The sequence below is a fragment of the Deltaproteobacteria bacterium genome (assembly GCA_015233135.1).
In the GTDB taxonomy this organism is placed as follows: domain Bacteria; phylum UBA10199; class UBA10199; order JADFYH01; family JADFYH01; genus JADFYH01.
On sequence record JADFYH010000008.1, the window covers coordinates 39,854 to 56,369 of the forward strand.

At 44.3% G+C, this 16,516-nt stretch carries 19 protein-coding genes; 18 read left to right on the forward strand and 1 reads right to left on the reverse strand.

The features are described 5' to 3' along the window. The first annotated feature begins 54 nt into the window (after window positions 1-54). The 13 genes from HQM15_03870 (at window position 55) to lipA (ending at window position 11,011) form a co-directional block, all read left to right on the forward strand. Window positions 55-837 (forward strand): FtsQ-type POTRA domain-containing protein, encoded by a 783-nt coding sequence (locus HQM15_03870; GenBank protein MBF0491897.1) that lies wholly within the window; start codon window positions 55-57, stop codon window positions 835-837. 74 nt (window positions 838-911) lie between these two features. After that, a complete protein-coding gene (gene ftsA / locus HQM15_03875) occupies window positions 912-2,135 on the forward strand; it encodes a cell division protein FtsA (GenBank protein ID MBF0491898.1) in 1,224 nt (407 codons plus the stop codon). Between the two features lie 126 nt (window positions 2,136-2,261). Next, complete coding sequence (gene ftsZ / locus HQM15_03880; protein MBF0491899.1) at window positions 2,262-3,677, forward strand: cell division protein FtsZ; 1,416 nt, start codon at window positions 2,262-2,264, stop codon at window positions 3,675-3,677. 15 nt (window positions 3,678-3,692) lie between these two features. Further along, window positions 3,693-4,250 carry a Uma2 family endonuclease gene (locus HQM15_03885; GenBank protein MBF0491900.1) on the forward strand — a complete coding sequence of 186 codons (558 nt, stop codon included), beginning with the start codon at window positions 3,693-3,695 and terminating at the stop codon, window positions 4,248-4,250. 8 nt (window positions 4,251-4,258) lie between these two features. Next, complete coding sequence (locus HQM15_03890) at window positions 4,259-4,906, forward strand: hypothetical protein (protein MBF0491901.1); 648 nt, start codon at window positions 4,259-4,261, stop codon at window positions 4,904-4,906. Between the two features lie 50 nt (window positions 4,907-4,956). Continuing rightward, window positions 4,957-5,202 (forward strand): ribbon-helix-helix protein, CopG family, encoded by a 246-nt coding sequence (locus HQM15_03895; protein ID MBF0491902.1) that lies wholly within the window; start codon window positions 4,957-4,959, stop codon window positions 5,200-5,202. Beyond that, the gene (locus tag HQM15_03900) at window positions 5,199-5,621 is read left to right on the forward strand and encodes a PIN domain-containing protein (GenBank protein ID MBF0491903.1); all 423 of its coding nucleotides are present in this window, start codon (window positions 5,199-5,201) and stop codon (window positions 5,619-5,621) included. Before HQM15_03895 ends, HQM15_03900 begins: the two co-directional genes overlap by 4 nt. Before the next feature lie 560 nt (window positions 5,622-6,181). Further along, window positions 6,182-8,107, forward strand: a complete 1,926-nt coding sequence (locus HQM15_03905) for a DNA translocase FtsK (GenBank protein ID MBF0491904.1) — start codon at window positions 6,182-6,184, stop codon at window positions 8,105-8,107. Window positions 8,108-8,167: 60 nt separating this feature from the next. Then, window positions 8,168-8,407, forward strand: a complete 240-nt coding sequence (locus HQM15_03910) for a type II toxin-antitoxin system Phd/YefM family antitoxin (protein MBF0491905.1) — start codon at window positions 8,168-8,170, stop codon at window positions 8,405-8,407. Further along, on the forward strand, window positions 8,404-8,790 hold the full coding sequence (locus HQM15_03915; GenBank protein ID MBF0491906.1) for a type II toxin-antitoxin system VapC family toxin: 387 nt from the start codon (window positions 8,404-8,406) through the stop codon (window positions 8,788-8,790). Before HQM15_03910 ends, HQM15_03915 begins: the two co-directional genes overlap by 4 nt. 6 nt (window positions 8,791-8,796) lie before the next feature. Continuing rightward, window positions 8,797-9,474: an outer membrane lipoprotein carrier protein LolA gene (locus HQM15_03920; protein MBF0491907.1), complete on the forward strand. Its 678-nt coding sequence runs from the start codon at window positions 8,797-8,799 to the stop codon at window positions 9,472-9,474. A 25-nt stretch (window positions 9,475-9,499) separates the two neighbouring features. After that, window positions 9,500-10,111 carry a hypothetical protein gene (locus HQM15_03925; GenBank protein ID MBF0491908.1) on the forward strand — a complete coding sequence of 204 codons (612 nt, stop codon included), beginning with the start codon at window positions 9,500-9,502 and terminating at the stop codon, window positions 10,109-10,111. Window positions 10,112-10,117: 6 nt separating this feature from the next. After that, window positions 10,118-11,011, forward strand: a complete 894-nt coding sequence (gene lipA, locus HQM15_03930; GenBank protein ID MBF0491909.1) for a lipoyl synthase — start codon at window positions 10,118-10,120, stop codon at window positions 11,009-11,011. Here the strand turns inward: lipA and HQM15_03935 are convergent. After that, window positions 10,995-11,624: a CPBP family intramembrane metalloprotease gene (locus HQM15_03935; protein MBF0491910.1), complete on the reverse strand. Its 630-nt coding sequence runs from the start codon at window positions 11,622-11,624 to the stop codon at window positions 10,995-10,997. The genes lipA and HQM15_03935 overlap by 17 nt on opposite strands. Window positions 11,625-11,799: 175 nt before the next feature. Here HQM15_03935 and HQM15_03940 point away from each other — a divergent pair, with 175 nt between their 5' ends. From HQM15_03940 to rsmH, 5 genes are all read left to right on the forward strand, one after another. Next, the gene (locus HQM15_03940; protein MBF0491911.1) at window positions 11,800-12,675 is read left to right on the forward strand and encodes an ATP phosphoribosyltransferase; all 876 of its coding nucleotides are present in this window, start codon (window positions 11,800-11,802) and stop codon (window positions 12,673-12,675) included. Continuing rightward, complete coding sequence (locus HQM15_03945; GenBank protein ID MBF0491912.1) at window positions 12,675-14,648, forward strand: transglycosylase SLT domain-containing protein; 1,974 nt, start codon at window positions 12,675-12,677, stop codon at window positions 14,646-14,648. The genes HQM15_03940 and HQM15_03945 overlap by 1 nt, the downstream gene beginning before the upstream one ends. 193 nt (window positions 14,649-14,841) lie before the next feature. Continuing rightward, window positions 14,842-15,282, forward strand: a complete 441-nt coding sequence (gene mraZ, locus HQM15_03950; GenBank protein MBF0491913.1) for a division/cell wall cluster transcriptional repressor MraZ — start codon at window positions 14,842-14,844, stop codon at window positions 15,280-15,282. A gap of 1 nt (window position 15,283) precedes the next feature. Then, window positions 15,284-15,637, forward strand: a complete 354-nt coding sequence (locus HQM15_03955) for an STAS domain-containing protein (GenBank protein MBF0491914.1) — start codon at window positions 15,284-15,286, stop codon at window positions 15,635-15,637. Then, complete coding sequence (gene rsmH / locus HQM15_03960; protein ID MBF0491915.1) at window positions 15,628-16,515, forward strand: 16S rRNA (cytosine(1402)-N(4))-methyltransferase RsmH; 888 nt, start codon at window positions 15,628-15,630, stop codon at window positions 16,513-16,515. Before HQM15_03955 ends, rsmH begins: the two co-directional genes overlap by 10 nt. The last annotated feature ends 1 nt before the right edge of the window (window position 16,516 follow it).

The following is a 16,516-nucleotide window of genomic DNA, read 5'->3' on the forward strand; positions in this document are numbered from 1 at the left end:
CATTGGGGTCCTCATCAAAAAATAAAATCAGTGCAGCAATCCCTGGGGGTTTGATTGGCTAAGTTTAAACTGGCCCGCCGAAATGTAAAGACTCAGGCCCGAAGAAAGCGTCTGAAACAACTGGTCCGCATGGGTCTGTTTTTCGCTTTTAGTTTTGCCTTGCTGATTGGCTTGCGCTACCTTTCGCTTCACCTGGAAAGACTCAAGCTCGACACCATACTGGTGGCGGGGGAATTAAAAAATCTTGATTCCAAACAAATTGTCCAGCTGTCCGGGGTGAAGCTTGGCGATCCCCTGTTTTCACTGGATTTGCCCGAAATCGTGCGAAAAATTAAAGAAAATCCCTGGGTGGCCTCAGTGAAGGTGACCCGAAAATTTCCTCATAATCTGATGATCTCTGTCCAAGAAAAAATCCCTCAGCTTGTTTTGAGTGTGGGGAAGTTTTATTGGGTGAGCTCTGAAGGAGAAATTGTCCAAAGTGTGCATGGGCAAGAAGGAGAGGCCGATTTGCCTGTGTTGACGGGCTTTACACGCCAGGAAATGGAGCAAGATCCTCCGCGTAGTCGTGAAATTCTGAAACGGGCCTTAAAATTGGCTCAAGCCTATCAATCGCAATCTTTTACTCAAAGTTTGGGCCTGTCTGAAATTCACTATGAACGTGCGGAGGGCTTTAGTCTCTATCCCGAAAAACAGCCATTTCGGGCCATTGTGGGTTTTGAAGATTTCGAGGTCAAACTTTCTCGCTTGTCGAATGCCCTGGAGAAACTCAAGACCTTGGGCCGTTCTTTTGCCGCAATTGATTTAAATTACGAGGGCAAGGCGATTTTAACATTGTAAATTCATTTTTTTTGAATAAGACAGAATCAAAAAAACGGGCCAAAAAAGGGGCCGAAAAACTGGAGAGCCAAATCATGAAAAAAGGCGAACTCATCGTCGGTCTGGATATTGGAACCACCAAGGTTGCCGCCATTGTGGGAGAAGTGACAGATGATGGAATAGATATCATAGGGATTGGGTCTCATCCCTCTCGAGGCCTGCGTAAAGGCGTCGTCATCAATATCGAATCTACCGTAGAATCGATCAAAAAGGCTATTTCCGAAGCAGAACTCATGGCGGGCTGTGATATTACTTCGGTGTATGCCGGTATTGCCGGCGGGCATATCAAGGGCTTCAATTCTCACGGCATTGTGGCCATCAAAGACAAAGAAGTGCGCACCACCGATGTCGATCGTGTGATAGATGCGGCACAGGCCGTGGCAATTCCCTTAGACCGTGAAGTCATCCATGTGATCCCCCAGGAATATGTGGTGGATGGACAAGATGGCATTAAAGAACCCATTGGGATGTCGGGTGTTCGTTTAGAATCCAAGGTCCACATCGTGACCGCGGCGGTCACGAGTGCGCAAAACATAGTCAAATGTGCGAATCGCTGCGGTCTCAACGTCAACGATATTATCTTACAACCCCTGGCCTCGGGGGAATCCATTCTGACCCAGGAAGAAAAAGAACTGGGGGTTGCCTTGGTGGATGTGGGCGGTGGCACCAGCGACCTGGTGATTTATGTGGGCGGTGCAGTGGTGCATACTTCGGTGATTACGCTGGGGGGAAATCATGTAACGAACGATGTGGCAGTGGGCCTGAGAACGCCAGCCGCCGAGGCAGAGCGCATCAAACAAAAATATGGTTGTTCTCTGGCCTCGATGGTTCAAAAAGAGGAGACCATTGAGGTGCCTAGCGTGGGGGGAAGAAAACCTCGTATTTTGTCCCGACAGATTTTAGCTGAAATTATCGAACCTCGGGTGGAAGAAATATTCAGTCTCGTTCAACAGGAAATTATCAAGTCGGGATTTGAAGACCGGATTGCCTCGGGCATCGTCCTTACAGGAGGCAGTGTTATCCTCGAAGGAATGCCAGAACTTGCAGAGCAGGTGTTTAATCTGCCTGTCCGTCGCGGTTCTCCTCGTGGCATCGGTGGTTTGGTGGACGTGGTGAAGAGTCCCATGTATGCGACGGGAGTAGGTTTGGTGATTTGGGGTTCCAAGTGCCAGGCCTCCAGTCGTTTTAAAGTTCGTGAAACGAATATCTATACGAAAGTGAAAGATAGAATGAAAGAGTGGTTTGGGGAAATATTTTAGTAATGTTCCTCCCCTTAAGCTAAGGGGAGGTTAGGAGGGGTTATGCGCAATTGGATGTAATTTGCCATAACGCCCCCTGACCCCCTCTTAGCTTAAGAGGGGGAGATTTGGTTTGGAGCAATACTCATGTTTGAATTCGAAGAAGATCTCTCTCAAAATGCAAAAATTAAAGTGGTGGGTGTAGGGGGCGGCGGAACCAATGCAGTCAACACCATGATCCGTTCCAAATTGGATGGGGTGGAATTCATTGCGGCCAACACCGATATCCAGGCCTTGCGCTCGAATGCAGCGCCGATCAAGGTGCAAATTGGCCGGGAACGCACCAAAGGTTTGGGGGCAGGAGCCAATCCCGAGGCGGGTCGAGACGCAGCCTTGGAAGACGAACGTTCGCTAGCTGAGGTGTTGAGCGGCTCCGACATGGTCTTCATTACCGCAGGGATGGGAGGAGGGACGGGGACTGGCGCGGCGCCTGTGATCGCAAAAATTGCAAAAGAAATGGGAGCTCTTACCGTCGGCGTAGTGACAAAGCCTTTTGCCTTCGAGGGGAAAAAACGATCCCGACAGGCCGAGGTGGGTATTGAGCAACTCAAAGAAAATGTCGACACCCTCATTGTAATTCCCAACGAAAAATTATTGCATGTGGCCGGCAAAGAAACCGCCATGGTCGATACCTTTAAAATGGCCGATGAAGTTTTGCTCCAAGCCGTAAAAGGAATTTCGGATTTGATTACGATTCCGGGTCTCATCAATCTAGATTTTGCCGACGTAAAAACGATTATGGGTGAAATGGGGATGGCGCTGATGGGCGCAGGCTCGGGCTCGGGTGAAAATCGCGCCATCGAAGCCGCACAAAAAGCCATTTCCTCTCCTCTACTTGAAAATGTGTCTATTAATGGGGCGACGGGAATTATCATCAACATCACGGGTCCTTCCAGCATGACCTTGTTTGAAGTGAATGAGGCCTCCAAGCTCATTCAACAAGAAGCCCATGAAGATGCGAACATTATTTTTGGTGCAGTGATAGATGAAAAAATGAAGGAAGATATCCGTGTGACGGTTATTGCGACCGGTTTTTCCAAGGGGGTGAAAAAGGCGAGTGTTGCTCCCACCACTTCCTTGCCTCGCTTCAAAACCCAGCAAACGCCCAGCTACTCGATGCCTGCTGCTCCTGCGCCTGTGGCTGCCAGTTCCAGGGGGGCGACACACAATGCCTCTTACTCTTCCTCTTCTTCCAGTGCAGGGCATTCCGGCAACTTTACAGATCAATCGGTGGAGCCTAGCAGAAATTCATTTAGCTCCTCCGGAGAAATGGAAATGGAATTTTCAAGTTCCAATTATCGTCCCAGTGGTAATGCGGCAAAGTTTATTCCTCCCCTTCCCAAAGAAGAAGAACCTCACCCTCATTCTATGCAACAACAAAACATGAAGCGAGCGACGGTTGAAATGGATGACATCAAAAAACTGGTCGCCGAAATTGGCATGGTGGAATCGGACCAGGATGAATACGACATTCCTACTTTTTTGAGAAAGCATGCGGATTAGTCAAAGGGGTTTGATATGGGCTATGCTCAGAAAAAGAAAGTCCGATTAAATTATCAAGATTATATTCAATTGCCCGAAGACAAGCGCTATGAACTGATTGACGGAGATTTGTATATGGTGCCTGCTCCCATTCCGTTTCATCAAAAAGTTATTATGTATCTTGCTTTTGAGCTACAGCGCTTTGTAGAAAAACAAAAAATAGGGGAGATTTTTTTTGCCCCAGTGGATGTATATCTTTCAGACGAAGATGTAGTTCAACCCGATTTGCTTTTCATTTCAAAAAATCGATCAGGAATTATCGAAGAAAAATATATCTGTGGTGCCCCCGATTTGGTGGTGGAGGTATTGTCACCCGCGAGCAAAGCACGCGATAAGGGTATTAAAAAACATCTCTACGATAAGTTTGGAGTGCAGGAATATTGGCTGGTCGACCCCGAGGCAAAATCCATCGAAGTATTACAAATGAAAGAAGCAGGCCTGAAAACCTTCAAGGTCTTTGCGGCAAACAGTAGCTTAAAATCTCCCCTCCTTAAGAAATTAAATCTGTCGCTTAAAAAAATTTTTAGAAGCTAAGCTTCAGTATGAATGACACAAAATATAAAAGCATTCTCAAAATATGTTGTCTGGTGTTGATTTTATGCTTCTTTCTGCCTTTTACAAAAGGTTGTGATCGGACAGAATATCCCCTGGATCACGTCAAGGTTTCACTTTCAAACTTGTTTCTATTCCAAGCAAATACCGAAGGCTATAATGCCATAATGATCGCCTATTTTTTTGCTGTCTTGTTATTTTTATGTCAATATTCCGAACAAATTTTCTTATTTAAATTCATTCCCTATCTTGCGATTTATCTTTTTTTTATGACTGCGATTGTATCGTTGCGCCAGATAGGTTTTTCCTTTCAACTTAGGGATAGTTGGCCCGCACTACTTATTCTCTTATCTGTCTTGTATGGTGTAACTTTGTTCTTTTTACGAAAAAGTATTAAAGCCCTCTTTGTGTATTGCGTGCTTGCTCAGCTATTTATGTCTGCCCTTATCCACGGTCTTTTCGCAGTGGATTCAATAGGCGAGATGAAAAGGGACAGGATGATTTATAGTCCCCCATTTTCTTTTCTTGCCTTAGTCGTTTTACTCTATTGTTTCTATCGGGTGGAAATTTCTTCTTATCCCAAAGGGTATTTTTTCATTTGGAAAAAGAATGAAGAATTCGAAAAAAATGAGAGCTGATTCAGTCTCAATCTTGACCCAGCACGTGATTGCGTGCTAGTCTACTTTTTATGAATACCCAAAATATTACCCTAAAATTAGAGAAAGATTTGCTTTTAAAGGTTAAACAGAAGGCCGCAGCTCTGAATACCTCTATGAGTCAACTCATGCGCGATTCACTCAAGAAGTTTCTTTTGGAGGAAAGTGATTATGAGAAGAGTAAGAAAAGGGCAATAGAACTCATGAGAAAAGCACTTCCTTTAGGGGGAGGCAGGCCTTATAAAAACCGCTCTGAATTATATGATAGAAACAAATGACTGAGAAAATATTTATTGATACGAATGTCTTGTTTTATGCTTACGATGAAAATGGTTCTGAAAAGCATCTCCTGGCTAAAAATAAGTTGGAAGAAATTTGGCAAAATTCATCGGGTGTGATCAGTTTGCAGGTTCTTCAGGAGTTTTATAACAGTGCTTCCAAAAAACTGATTAATAAACTTCAACACCATAAACTGAAGGAAATTATAGGCCTTTATAAAGCTTGGGAGTTAGTAAAGCTGGATATCTCCGGTTTGTTGCAAGCAATCGATCTCCAACAAGATTACAAAATTTCATTTTGGGACAGTCTCATTGTCCAAGCTGCTCTTTCTGCTCATTGTGTTATTTTGCTCACCGAAGATTTAAATCATGGTCAAAAAATAAAAGGCATGAAAATTGTCAATCCGTTTAAATCGTGAAATAGGGCAAAAATTGCATTCGCTACTTGCCGTCCAAACCCCATCTGCATTAATGTCATGCATACATGGCTTCAAAATCCCGATCCAAAAAAAATAATAATACGCTTAGAACTTCCTTTTTTTCCAGCACGCATCTGGGAGAAGTGTTGGGAATTTTTTTTCTTACCCTCACCGCTTTTCTAAGTCTCGCGCTCTTTTCCTATTCTCCCTTGGATCCTTCCCTCGATTCTTCCAGTCACACCGCGCTGGTGAATAATCTGGGTGGAATCATTGGGGCTTATAGCGCGGATGGCCTGTTCCATCTCTTAGGTGGAGCCGCTTATCTGTTGCTCATTATTTTTCTCATCATGGGGATTTCTTCTTTTCTTAAAAACAGGCCCCCCCTCCGTTTTTTTCATTTCTGCCTCCTGCTCTTTTTTAGCTGGATGGCCTCCATCCTTTTTCAGCTGCGCTCTCAAACTTTTATCATTGCCTCCAAAGAATTTCAGGCGGGCGGTTTTTTGGGGGCCTTGATTGCCGAACCTCTCAGACATTATCTCAATTTGGTGGGCGCTTATCTGATGGTGGTGTCGCTGGGTTTGCTCACTTTTGTTTGGGGCACCGGAGTTTCCCTGGCCCGTGTGGGAGGCTTCCTGCAGCGTTTTTTTGTGGCGTTTTATTATAAGACCAAATCTCTGAGCGTGGTTTATTATTCTCGTTTGAAGATTAATCTGGAAGAATACAAACAAAAGCGGGCTGCTCGCTTAAGGCTGAAAGAAGAACTCAAAAAACAAAAAGAAAAAATGCCGCCCGCTCCTGTGCCCGTCAAGATTAACATTCCAAAAGCTGTGCCTTCGGAAGAAAATAGAATAGAGAAGATTTTAAAACCCCTGGCCCCCGAAAAAATTCAAGCTCCTGTTTCCGAAAAGATACTGATGGAAGACAAAGGAGATGGCGAACCAAAAGTTTTTCAACGACAAGATGTGGGGCGCGAGAAGAAACTGGAAGAGCAAATGTCTTTTACCGAAATGATGAAGGGCTTCATTCTTCCCCCTTTAAGTTTGCTGGATACCCCCGAAAAGCAGCAAGTGACCATCGATGAAGAGTCACTCAAGATGAATTCCAAAATCCTGGAGAAAAAGCTTTTGGATTATGGTGTCGAAGGCCGCGTGACAGAAATTCATCCGGGGCCCGTAGTCACCATGTATGAATTTGAACCTGCTGCCGGCGTGAAAGTATCACGTATTGTGGGTCTTCAAGATGATCTTTCGATGTCGATGGGAGGGCGATCGGTGCGCGTCGTTTCTCATCTTCAGGGGAAAGCAGCCGTGGGGATTGAAATTCCCAATCACGATAGAGAAATTGTTTATTTTAAAGATTTGCTAGTCGATGCCAAGTTTCAAAAATCAGAATCGAAACTCAATCTGGCCTTGGGAAAAGATATTGAGGGATTGCCTTCTTTTTCAGACCTTCAAAAAATGCCGCACCTTCTGGTTGCCGGTGCCACCGGAACGGGTAAATCCGTGGGTTTGAACGCGATGATTCTCTCCATGCTCTTTCGCGCGACACCGGAAGAGGTCCGTTTTATTTTTGTCGATCCCAAAATGCTGGAGCTTTCCATCTATCAAGGCATACCGCATCTTTTATTGCCCGTGGTGACCGATAACAAAAAAGCGGCGGTGTCTCTGCGTTGGGCAGTGGCCGAGATGGAACGGCGCTACAAATTGCTCTCGCATGCCCAGGTGAGAAATATCGCCAGCTACAACAAGAAAATTAGCAGAGGGGAACTGGATCTGCAGGAAGTCATTGAAGCGCCTATTCATGCCGACGCCCAAGCCCTCAAGCATGGTGAGAAACTTCCTTTCATTGTCATCATTATTGACGAATTGGCCGATCTCATGTTGGTCGCCGGTCGCGAGGTGGAAGAATACATCACCCGTCTTGCCCAGATGGCGCGCGCCGCGGGAATCCATCTGATTCTGGCCACTCAACGCCCTTCGGTGGATGTCATCACCGGTGTCATCAAGGCCAACTTTCCTGCCCGTATTTCTTTTAAGGTTTCCTCCGCCCATGACTCCAGAACCATCATCGATACGCGCGGTTCCGAATCTCTTTTAGGGATGGGGGACATGCTCTTCCTTCCACCCGGAGTTGCCAAACTGATGCGCCTGCACGGCGCTTATGTGTCCGATGCCGAAGTAATGCGGGTGGTAGAGCACCTCAAAAAACAAGGTCAGCCGATTTATGATGAAAGTATCTTGAATTTTAACGATACCAAAGAGGAAGATGTTTTTGAAGAAGACATGGATGATGAACTGTATGATCAAGCAGTTTCAGTGGTTACAGAAACCCGCCAGGCCTCAATTTCTATGGTTCAGCGACGCCTACGAATTGGTTATAATCGTGCCGCACGAATGATTGATCGGATGGAGGCGGAAGGCGTAGTAAGTGCGCCTAATGGTTCAAAAGGACGAGAGGTATTGGCAAGGAGTATGGCGGATACATAAGGATGCCGAAGATTTGTTTCTATATTGACGCGGGCCCTTTTTTTAACTTAGTTTAATTTTATGACTAAACTCAATATACACGAAGCAAAAACTCATCTTTCCAAATATTTACCTCTGATACAAAGAGGAGAGACTATTCTGCTTTGCAAGAATGGCGTTCCCATTGCCCAGATTACCCCATTGCCCAAGAAGAAGCGTTCTATAGAAAAACTTTTTGGAATCGCTAAAGATAAGGTGATTGATATGAGTCATTTTGACGATCCCCTTACAGAGAAAGATCTTCCTGGAATGGGTTTATGAAGTTACTTTTGGATACTTCTGTATTGCTTTGGATAATTTTTGAAGAAAGGAAAAAGCTTTCTGCAAAGGCTCTTGAAGCCTTGAATGCGTCCGAAGAAGTTCTCTTGAGCGTGGTTTCTATTTGGGAAATAAGTATTAAATATTCTATTGGAAAATTGAAACTCAAAGAAAACCCTAAAAAATGGATTCCTTCTTTAATTCCTCAATTGGGTTTTCAAATTCTTCCTGTTCTTGAAACTCATGCTTTGACTATTCTGGATCTTCCCCTTCACCACAGAGATCCCTTTGATCGTCTTTTAATTGCTCAATCGAAAAGCGAAAATATACCTCTCATTTCTTCCGATGGGATCTTTAAAGAATATGATGTGGAGTGTGTTTGGTGAAAAATTATGAGTTATTTCCCCACTAAAAAAATTTGCTTTTTATTTCTTCTGTTTTTTTTAATTCTGCCTTATGGACTCCGAGCTAGCTCTCTCGAACAAAGCATCCAGCAAATCCAGGCCACCTACGAAAAAGCTACAGATGTTTCCTCAGAATTCACCCAAAAAATCCAGGTGCAATCTATAGGTCGAGAAATCGAAAAAGCGGGAAAAACTTTTTTTAAAAAACCTGGAAAGTTTAAAGTTTCCTACGACGGCGAAGAAGGTCGTGACTATATCAGTAACGGAAAAAAACTTTGGGTCTACGATAAAGGAGACACTCAGGTAAATGTCTATGGTGTCAGTGCCAAGACCATTCCCGAAGAGGCGCTTTCTTTCTTGGGCGGTTTGGGAAATCTCCGTGCTCAATTTCGTGTGAGTGCCGTCACTCAAGAAGAACAAGCCAGGCTTAACGTGAAAGACGATTTGGATTGGCTTTTGCTTATCCCCAAAAATGAACAAAGTAAATTGGATGAATTGATCCTGGGTTTCGATAAAAAATCACATCTGGTGAGTGAAGCCTTCCTCAAAAACGAATCGGGCAATACCAGCCATTATTTTTTTAAGAATGTAAAAACAAACTCTGGAATTGCTGAAGAAGTGTTTGAGTTTAAGTCGGTGAAGGGTGTGAAGGAAATCAAGCATTAGATTTTAAAAAAATGAGGGAGAAATTGTGAAAAAAATAATGGGAATTCTGCTACTCCTCTTGTCGTTTACAACTCCTCTAAAGGTGGGTGCCCAGGAATCTGCCAGCCCTTTTGGAATGGCTGTCTTTTATTCGAAACATGTTCGTGTGGAGGTGAAGCTTAATGACAGTGTCATTAATAATTTCTCTGCACCTTGCACGATGAATGAATCCAAATTTAATGAGAAAACCCAGAAGCAGGAAGAGATCAATATTGAATTGGAAAATTGCATGAACTTGCTTCCCTTTGCCAAGGTGTCCCAACATCTCAAAAAAGGTGAAAATATTCTAGAAGTCCTCATTTCTCCGCTGATGTACAAAGGGAAAAATCTCATTGAATATTTGAATGACGATCCGAAAGACGAATATTTTGGCAAAAAAACTACGGCTGTTTTGGTTTCGGTGCTGGACATTAATCCAAAAGTTTCTAGCAACCCCATGCCCTGGACCCAATATCGCAAAAATGCCCAGGGAAAGATGGTCGTCGAGACGGCCATTGATCCCAAAGATTACAAAATTCTCATTTCTTTAGAATGGTATTGGCAAAAAGAAGGCGATGCTTTGCAGCCCGTCACCTTGACTAAGAAATTCAATTATTAGCTCACTATGAAACCCTCTTGGCTTAGGGCAAAAATTCCCTCCGGAAAAAACTTTCATGAACTGAAGGGGCTGTTGCGCGAATCGGGTTTGCACACGGTTTGTGAGGAGGCGCAATGCCCCAATATCGGTGAATGTTGGGATAGGCGATCTACTACCATCCTAATTTTGGGAGACACCTGTACCCGTTCTTGCGGGTTTTGTGCGGTGAAGACAGGAAGGCCTTTGGTGACCGATTGGGATGAGCCCCGGCGAGTGGCAGAGTCAGTTTCCAAACTGGGGCTGCGACATATTGTGATTACTTCGGTGGATCGGGACGATTTGCCCGACGGCGGGGCTGAAATTTTTGCTCAAACCATCGAAAAAGTGCGAGAAAAAGATCCTAACTTAATTTTAGAAGTGTTGATTCCTGATTTCAAAGGTCGTGAAGAATCGCTGCAGCGCGTATTTGAAGCAGGGCCTAACATCCTCAATCATAATTTGGAAACAGTTTCGCGTCTGCAAAAGACGGTGCGACCCCAGGCGAATTATGAGCGGTCTCTCTTTGTACTCCAAAAGGCCAAAGCGTTTGGTTTGATTAATAAATCAGGCATCATGCTGGGCTTGGGTGAAAGTTGGGAGGAGATTTTAGAAACTTTGAAAGATCTTCGTGAACAGACTCAGTGCGATATTTTAACTGTGGGTCAATATCTGCCTCCGACCCAAAAGCATCTGCCTATCGATAAATATTATACGCCAGAGCAGTTTGAAGAAATTGGGCAATATGCCAAAAAATTGGGTTTTCCACATGTGGCTTCAGGTCCTTTTGTAAGGTCTTCTTATTTTGCGGAGCAGCAGTTTGATCAAGAGTTGTTTCAAAAATCCCCTTTCCCCTTGCGGGAGAGGCTTAGGGAGAGGGGTTAACCGTGAACAGAGTACACAAATTATTCAGCAAATGCGCCAGAATGCAGAGCCACAAATTCTGTTTCCATTCTTTCAATCCTGCCAAAAATAATCCCAGTAAAAAATAGAAGTGGAAATACAGAAAATTGCCATGGCAGAGGGCGAAGAAAAAGGTAGCCAGGAGTATCCCTTTCTGGCCGAGATCCTTTTTCCACAAAGGTTGCAGAAAACCTCGAAAGAGCATCTCCTCACAAATAGCGGGAGTGAAGGTTAAAATAATCGTCTTGGCAATGGTTTCGCTTGTACTCTGCATTTGCATTAATTTTTCAAAATGTTGTTCCAGGGCTTGTGGCATAGGGTAGAAATTTTCCTGTATGCTCATCAAAATGTTGATGAGCCAAATCGCAAAAAAAGTGAGTAATAAAGTAAGTAAAACATCCTTAATGTTTGGAGTTTTGAATTGTTTTTCAGCAAGGTGTTGCCTTCCCCAATAAGCGGGAAGGGCCAAACAGCCCAGCTGAGCCAGGCTGATTCCCCATAATCCGAAAGGTTTTTGAAGGAGAGAGGCGAAGAGAAAATAGAGTCCCAAAGGCACCACGAAGTAGATTAAATTTTTAGGAAAATGGAGCAGCATCTTAAAATTTCTTTACAAGGCTTGTGAGTCTGTGTTTTTCACTCTTATTACAATTACTTAATCGATATCCCCTCTCCCTTGAGGGGAGAGGGTTAGGGAGAGGGTGGCTCCAAATGGATTTACACCCTCCCTCCAACTCCCTCCCCTCAAGGGAGGGAGGATTTATGTGTGCACTATGTCCAAACCACTCAAACTCGGTCTTCCCAAGGGTTCTCTCCAAGAATCCACCTTTCGTCTATTTAAAAAAGCAGGTTGGTCTATCAATTTAGGTTCTCGTGCTTATGTGCCCAGTATCGATGATCCCGAGTTGTCCGGTTTACTCATTCGTTCTCAGGAAATGAGCCGTTATGTTGAAAATGGGGTGTTGGATGTGGGTTTATGCGGACGGGACTGGGTGATGGAAAATGATTCCAACGTGCATGAAGTGTGCGAGCTGAAATATTCCAAGGCGACTCTAAACCCCATTCGCTGGGTGATAGCGGTGCCCAATGATTCCAAAATCAAATCCTCCAAAGATTTGGAGGGAAAACGCGTGGCGACCGAACTGGTGGGCTACACCAAACGCTATCTGAAAAAGCAGGGCGTCAAGGCCGAGGTGGAATTTTCCTGGGGGGCCACCGAGGTAAAACCTCCGCTATTGGCCGATGCGATTGTTGAACTCACTGAAACCGGATCTTCTCTTCGTGCAAATAATTTAAAAATTATCGAATCTATTTTAGAATCCGTTACCGTGCTGATTGCCAACAAAGAGGCTTGGAAAGATGGATGGAAACGTGAAAAAATCGAAAACATTGCCTTGATGTTGAACGGGGCCTTGATTGCCGAGACCAAGGTGGGTTTGAAGTTGAATGCCCCTCGAAAGAAATTAGATGAGATTGTCTCCAAACTCCCTGCGCTGCATACGCCCACAATCTCCGGGCAATCAGATAGCGAATGGGTGTCGGTTGAAATCATCCTCGACGAGAAAAAAGTGAGGGATATTATTCCTGTCCTCAAACGGGCCGGTGCGGAGGGGATTGTGGAGTATCCTTTGAATAAGGTCATTTATTGATGAAAAAAAGTCTCACTATTTTTTTGCTTTTGGCTTTACTTTTTTTTTCACCAACTCTCCATGCGGGATTGAAGGAAGCCTACGAGGCTTTTCAAAATAAAAATTATTCATCCGCTATGATGCAAGCCCAGCAAGGTGCTATCCCCGCCAACTTGCAGGATTACCCGCTTTGGATTTTGGGGAAGTCTGCCCTGGAACAAAAAGATTGGCCAGTCGCTCAAAAAAATCTGGAAAATCTCACTAAAAATCATCCTGCCAGTCTCTTTTGGCAGAGGGCAGTCGTTTCTTTGGGCCGTGTTTATTGGGAACAAAAACAAAGTCAAAAAGCCAAAGAATATCTTTCAACTCAATTGGGCAAGCTTACAAAAGATGCACGCGGTGAGGCCCTCTATTATTTAGGAAAGTCAGAAACTGAATTAGGTGAGAATGTGGCAGCTCAGGCCTATCTCAAAGAGGCGTACGTATCTTATCCTAATGCCTTGTCCTTTTTGAATGAAGATGTCTCTTTGCTCATCCCCGAGCTGACTGCCGAGGAGTACAAGCAGCGTGGCGATGCGTTATTTGAGGTAAAGAATTTCTTTGGTGCCGAGCGGGCGTATCAGAAAAGTTCTTTGACCGAGGCAAAAATAAAAAGAGGCCGCGCGCTTTATGCCCTCAAAAAATACAGCGAGGCCATTCCCTTATTAAACGAAGCGACGCAGGCAATGCTGGATGAAGAAAATGCCTTAGCCCTGATCGATTTAGGCCAGGCGAACGAAAAGTTGGGATTTAAATCGGAGGCGGATGCTATTTATCAGGAGATAGAAAAAAAATATCCGACAAGCCCCCAGGCGGCAGAAGCCTGTTATCGCCGGGCCAAACAGAATGGGGAAGCTGCAAGTTCAGAAGTTTTGAAATCTTGTGTGAGGAAGGGTTTTAAAAATGACTTGAGAGATAAATTGCTTTGGCAGGTGGCCTGGGCTTCCTACGAAAATAAGCAATATGGGCAGGCTCAAGAATTTTTGAAGGATTTACAAGAGGGCGCTTCTGATTTTCCCACTCAGGCTAAGGCTGCCTATTGGTATGCTCGAAGTTTTGAGAAGATGAATGAAAATAAAAAAGCCTCAGAGGCTTTTGTTCAAGCTTCGGAACTAGCTCCCTTCACCTACTATGGTTTTTTGGCCTTAAAGAAAGTTCAGAATCTGGGTAGCTTTCAAGTTGCCCCAAAAATGCCTGCAGGCTGGAAGCAGGGCTTGCTAAACAACTGGCCAGGCAACACTGAAAAAATTACTCGAAAAAATATACGTGTTCAAAAAATTGAAACCCTCTACGACAATGACATGGGGCGCTGGTTTCGGGATGAATTGAATTTTGCCATCGATGAAGCAAAAGCAAATCCTGAAGTGCTCAAAACTTTTTTGGCTCAATCCAAATCGTCTGCGGCCCCTTTTCTAAAGGTACTTATTGCCCAAAAATACTGGGACAATTTTAGGCCCCTCTTCGCAAGCCCCCGCGCTGCTGAAGATGCGCGCAATTCCCTTCAGTTTCCATTTCCCTTTAAAAAAGAGATAGAAAAGGCTGCTGGGGAATTTGCCTTGGAACCTCAATTGATTGTTGGGCTCATGCGTCAAGAATCTGCCTTTCAACCTTGGGTGACTTCTTCTGCCAATGCGCAAGGCCTGATGCAGTTGCTTCCTGCTACTGCGAGATCCCGTGCAAAGGCAGCCGGTTTTGTTTTGGGGAATTTGTTTAACCCCGCCGATAATATCCAGGCGGGTTCAGCGGAGCTCTCGGCTTTGCTGGTTCGTTTTTCAAACAATTGGGTTTATGCCATCGCCGGTTACAATGCAGGCCCAGGGCGCCCTCCCCAATGGGCAGCTCAGTTTCCTGGTTTGGATTCCGATGAATTTGTGGAAGAAATTCCTTTTTCGGAGACCAATCTTTATGTGAAATTGGTTCTGCGAAATTATTGGAGTTATAAGAATTTGTATTAATTCTCCTCTTTTTTTTCCTTCTGTTTTTTCCTTTGTTTTTTTAGGACAAAAAAACCCTATAAAATTTGGCTATTTTCTCTCTTTTTTGTTTTTCTTTACTATCCTCTATTGACACTTTCCTTTCCGGTGGTTTACTCTCCCAAATAGTGGGATAAAGTGGTAAAAAAGTCTTGTAATAAGGTCAAAATCAATTATGTTTCGCGGACGCTTCGAAAATACCATCGATGCCAAGGGGAGGACCTCGGTTCCTGCCAAGTTCCGTGAAGTGCTCTCCACGAATTACGACGACCGCTTGATTGTGACCAATTTTGATAATTGTTTGTGGGCCTATCCAGTGAAGGAATGGCAGGCGATCGAAGAAAAAGTGTCGGTCTTGCCGCAGTTTAAACCCGAAGTAAAGGCCCTGCAGCGGGTGTTTATTTCGGCTGCTCAGGAGTGTCTGGTAGATAAGCAAGGACGAATTTTGGTGCCCCCTTCGCTTCGAGATTATGCCGGAATCGAAAAAGACATTGTTTTTGTGGGGATGATCAGGCGTGTTGAAATCTGGTCGCACGAACGCTGGGTAAAAGAATTTGAGCGTTCTCAGCAACAAATAAGTGAATCGATGGAATCTTTAGCCAATTTAGGAATCTGACATGATGCAATTAAATGAATATGAAGATGTTGCGGTTCTCGATTTAAACGGTGATCTGGGCCCCGAAGAAGTTCGTGGCTTGGAGCAGGCTTTATTTTCATTGCTGCGAACTCATCACCGGAAAATGGTGCTTAATTTTAGTGAAGTGGATCACGTGCATTATCCCAGTGCAGAGGTTTTGATGGGAGCCGTGAGGAAAATGAAAAATTATCATGCCGATTTAAAATTTGCGGCCATGAGCGATTATACTCAGAAAATTTTTCGTTTTGTAGGGGCTCAAGAATCCGTTGAAAATTTTGAAACCGTTCCGGATGCCGTGATTTCGTTTAGTTCAAATTGGAGAACTTGGCATTAGTGCAACACATTCCTGTTCTTTTAAATGAAGTGATAGCAGGCCTTCAGGTTAAGCCCGCTGGAGTTTATGTGGATGGGACCTTGGGTGGAGCAGGGCATGCGGAAGCCATATTGAATGCCTTGTCTCAAGAAGGGAAATTGATTGGAATTGATCGCGATGCCTTTGCCCTCTCGTATGCCAAAAAACGCTTGGAGAGATTTGGGGAGCGTTTTTTGGCGTTACGGGGGATTTATCCAGAAATTCAGGATCTTTTAAAAAAAAATGGGTTTCAGAAAATTGATGGGATCTTGCTCGATTTGGGGTTTTCAAGTTTTCAGATTGACGAGGCCCGGCGTGGTTTCAGTTTTGTCAACGAGGGCCCCCTCGATATGCGCATGAATGAAGAAGAAGATACTTGGACCGCGGCAGATTATGTGAATGAAAGTTCCGAAGAGGAATTGAAGGAAATTTTTCAAAAGTTTGGGGAGGAACGGTTTGCAGGGCGAATTGCTAGAAATATTACTGAAGTTCGCTCTGCAAGGCCGTTTCAAACGACGAAAGATTTGGCACAAGTCATTGAACGCAGTGTCCCTGGCAAATTCAGGCATGGACGGACTCATCCGGCAACCAAGGTTTTTCAGGCTCTGAGAATTGCGGTGAATCGAGAGCTGGAGTGTTTGGATCAGTTTTTAAAACAGGACTTTTCATATTTGAATACAGGGGCTCGGGTTTTGATCATTAGTTTTCATTCGCTAGAAGATCGAAAGGTAAAATGGGCCTTTCGGGGTCGAGAGGATTTTAAGATTATTACCAAGAAGCCCTTAGAAGCGAGCGAGGAAGAACTTGTGATTAACCCGCGAGCACGAAGCGCAAAGCTAAGAATATTTGAAAAAAAATAAG

Bases quoted from the DNA above. Each gene is read 5' to 3' on its own strand.
- ftsA (MBF0491898.1), top strand. From the start codon at position 912: ATGAAAAAAGGCGAACTCATCGTCGGTCTGGATATTGGAACCACCAAG.
- ftsZ (MBF0491899.1), top strand. From the start codon at position 2,262: ATGTTTGAATTCGAAGAAGATCTCTCTCAAAATGCAAAAATTAAAGTG.
- HQM15_03885 (MBF0491900.1), top strand. From the start codon at position 3,693: ATGGGCTATGCTCAGAAAAAGAAAGTCCGATTAAATTATCAAGATTAT.
- HQM15_03890 (MBF0491901.1), top strand. From the start codon at position 4,259: ATGAATGACACAAAATATAAAAGCATTCTCAAAATATGTTGTCTGGTG.
- HQM15_03895 (MBF0491902.1), top strand. From the start codon at position 4,957: ATGAATACCCAAAATATTACCCTAAAATTAGAGAAAGATTTGCTTTTA.
- HQM15_03900 (MBF0491903.1), top strand. From the start codon at position 5,199: ATGACTGAGAAAATATTTATTGATACGAATGTCTTGTTTTATGCTTAC.
- HQM15_03905 (MBF0491904.1), top strand. From the start codon at position 6,182: ATGGTGGTGTCGCTGGGTTTGCTCACTTTTGTTTGGGGCACCGGAGTT.
- HQM15_03910 (MBF0491905.1), top strand. From the start codon at position 8,168: ATGACTAAACTCAATATACACGAAGCAAAAACTCATCTTTCCAAATAT.
- HQM15_03915 (MBF0491906.1), top strand. From the start codon at position 8,404: ATGAAGTTACTTTTGGATACTTCTGTATTGCTTTGGATAATTTTTGAA.
- HQM15_03920 (MBF0491907.1), top strand. From the start codon at position 8,797: ATGAGTTATTTCCCCACTAAAAAAATTTGCTTTTTATTTCTTCTGTTT.
- lipA (MBF0491909.1), top strand. From the start codon at position 10,118: ATGAAACCCTCTTGGCTTAGGGCAAAAATTCCCTCCGGAAAAAACTTT.
- HQM15_03935 (MBF0491910.1), bottom strand. From the start codon at position 11,624: ATGCTGCTCCATTTTCCTAAAAATTTAATCTACTTCGTGGTGCCTTTG.
- HQM15_03940 (MBF0491911.1), top strand. From the start codon at position 11,800: ATGTCCAAACCACTCAAACTCGGTCTTCCCAAGGGTTCTCTCCAAGAA.
- HQM15_03945 (MBF0491912.1), top strand. From the start codon at position 12,675: ATGAAAAAAAGTCTCACTATTTTTTTGCTTTTGGCTTTACTTTTTTTT.
- mraZ (MBF0491913.1), top strand. From the start codon at position 14,842: ATGTTTCGCGGACGCTTCGAAAATACCATCGATGCCAAGGGGAGGACC.
- HQM15_03955 (MBF0491914.1), top strand. From the start codon at position 15,284: ATGATGCAATTAAATGAATATGAAGATGTTGCGGTTCTCGATTTAAAC.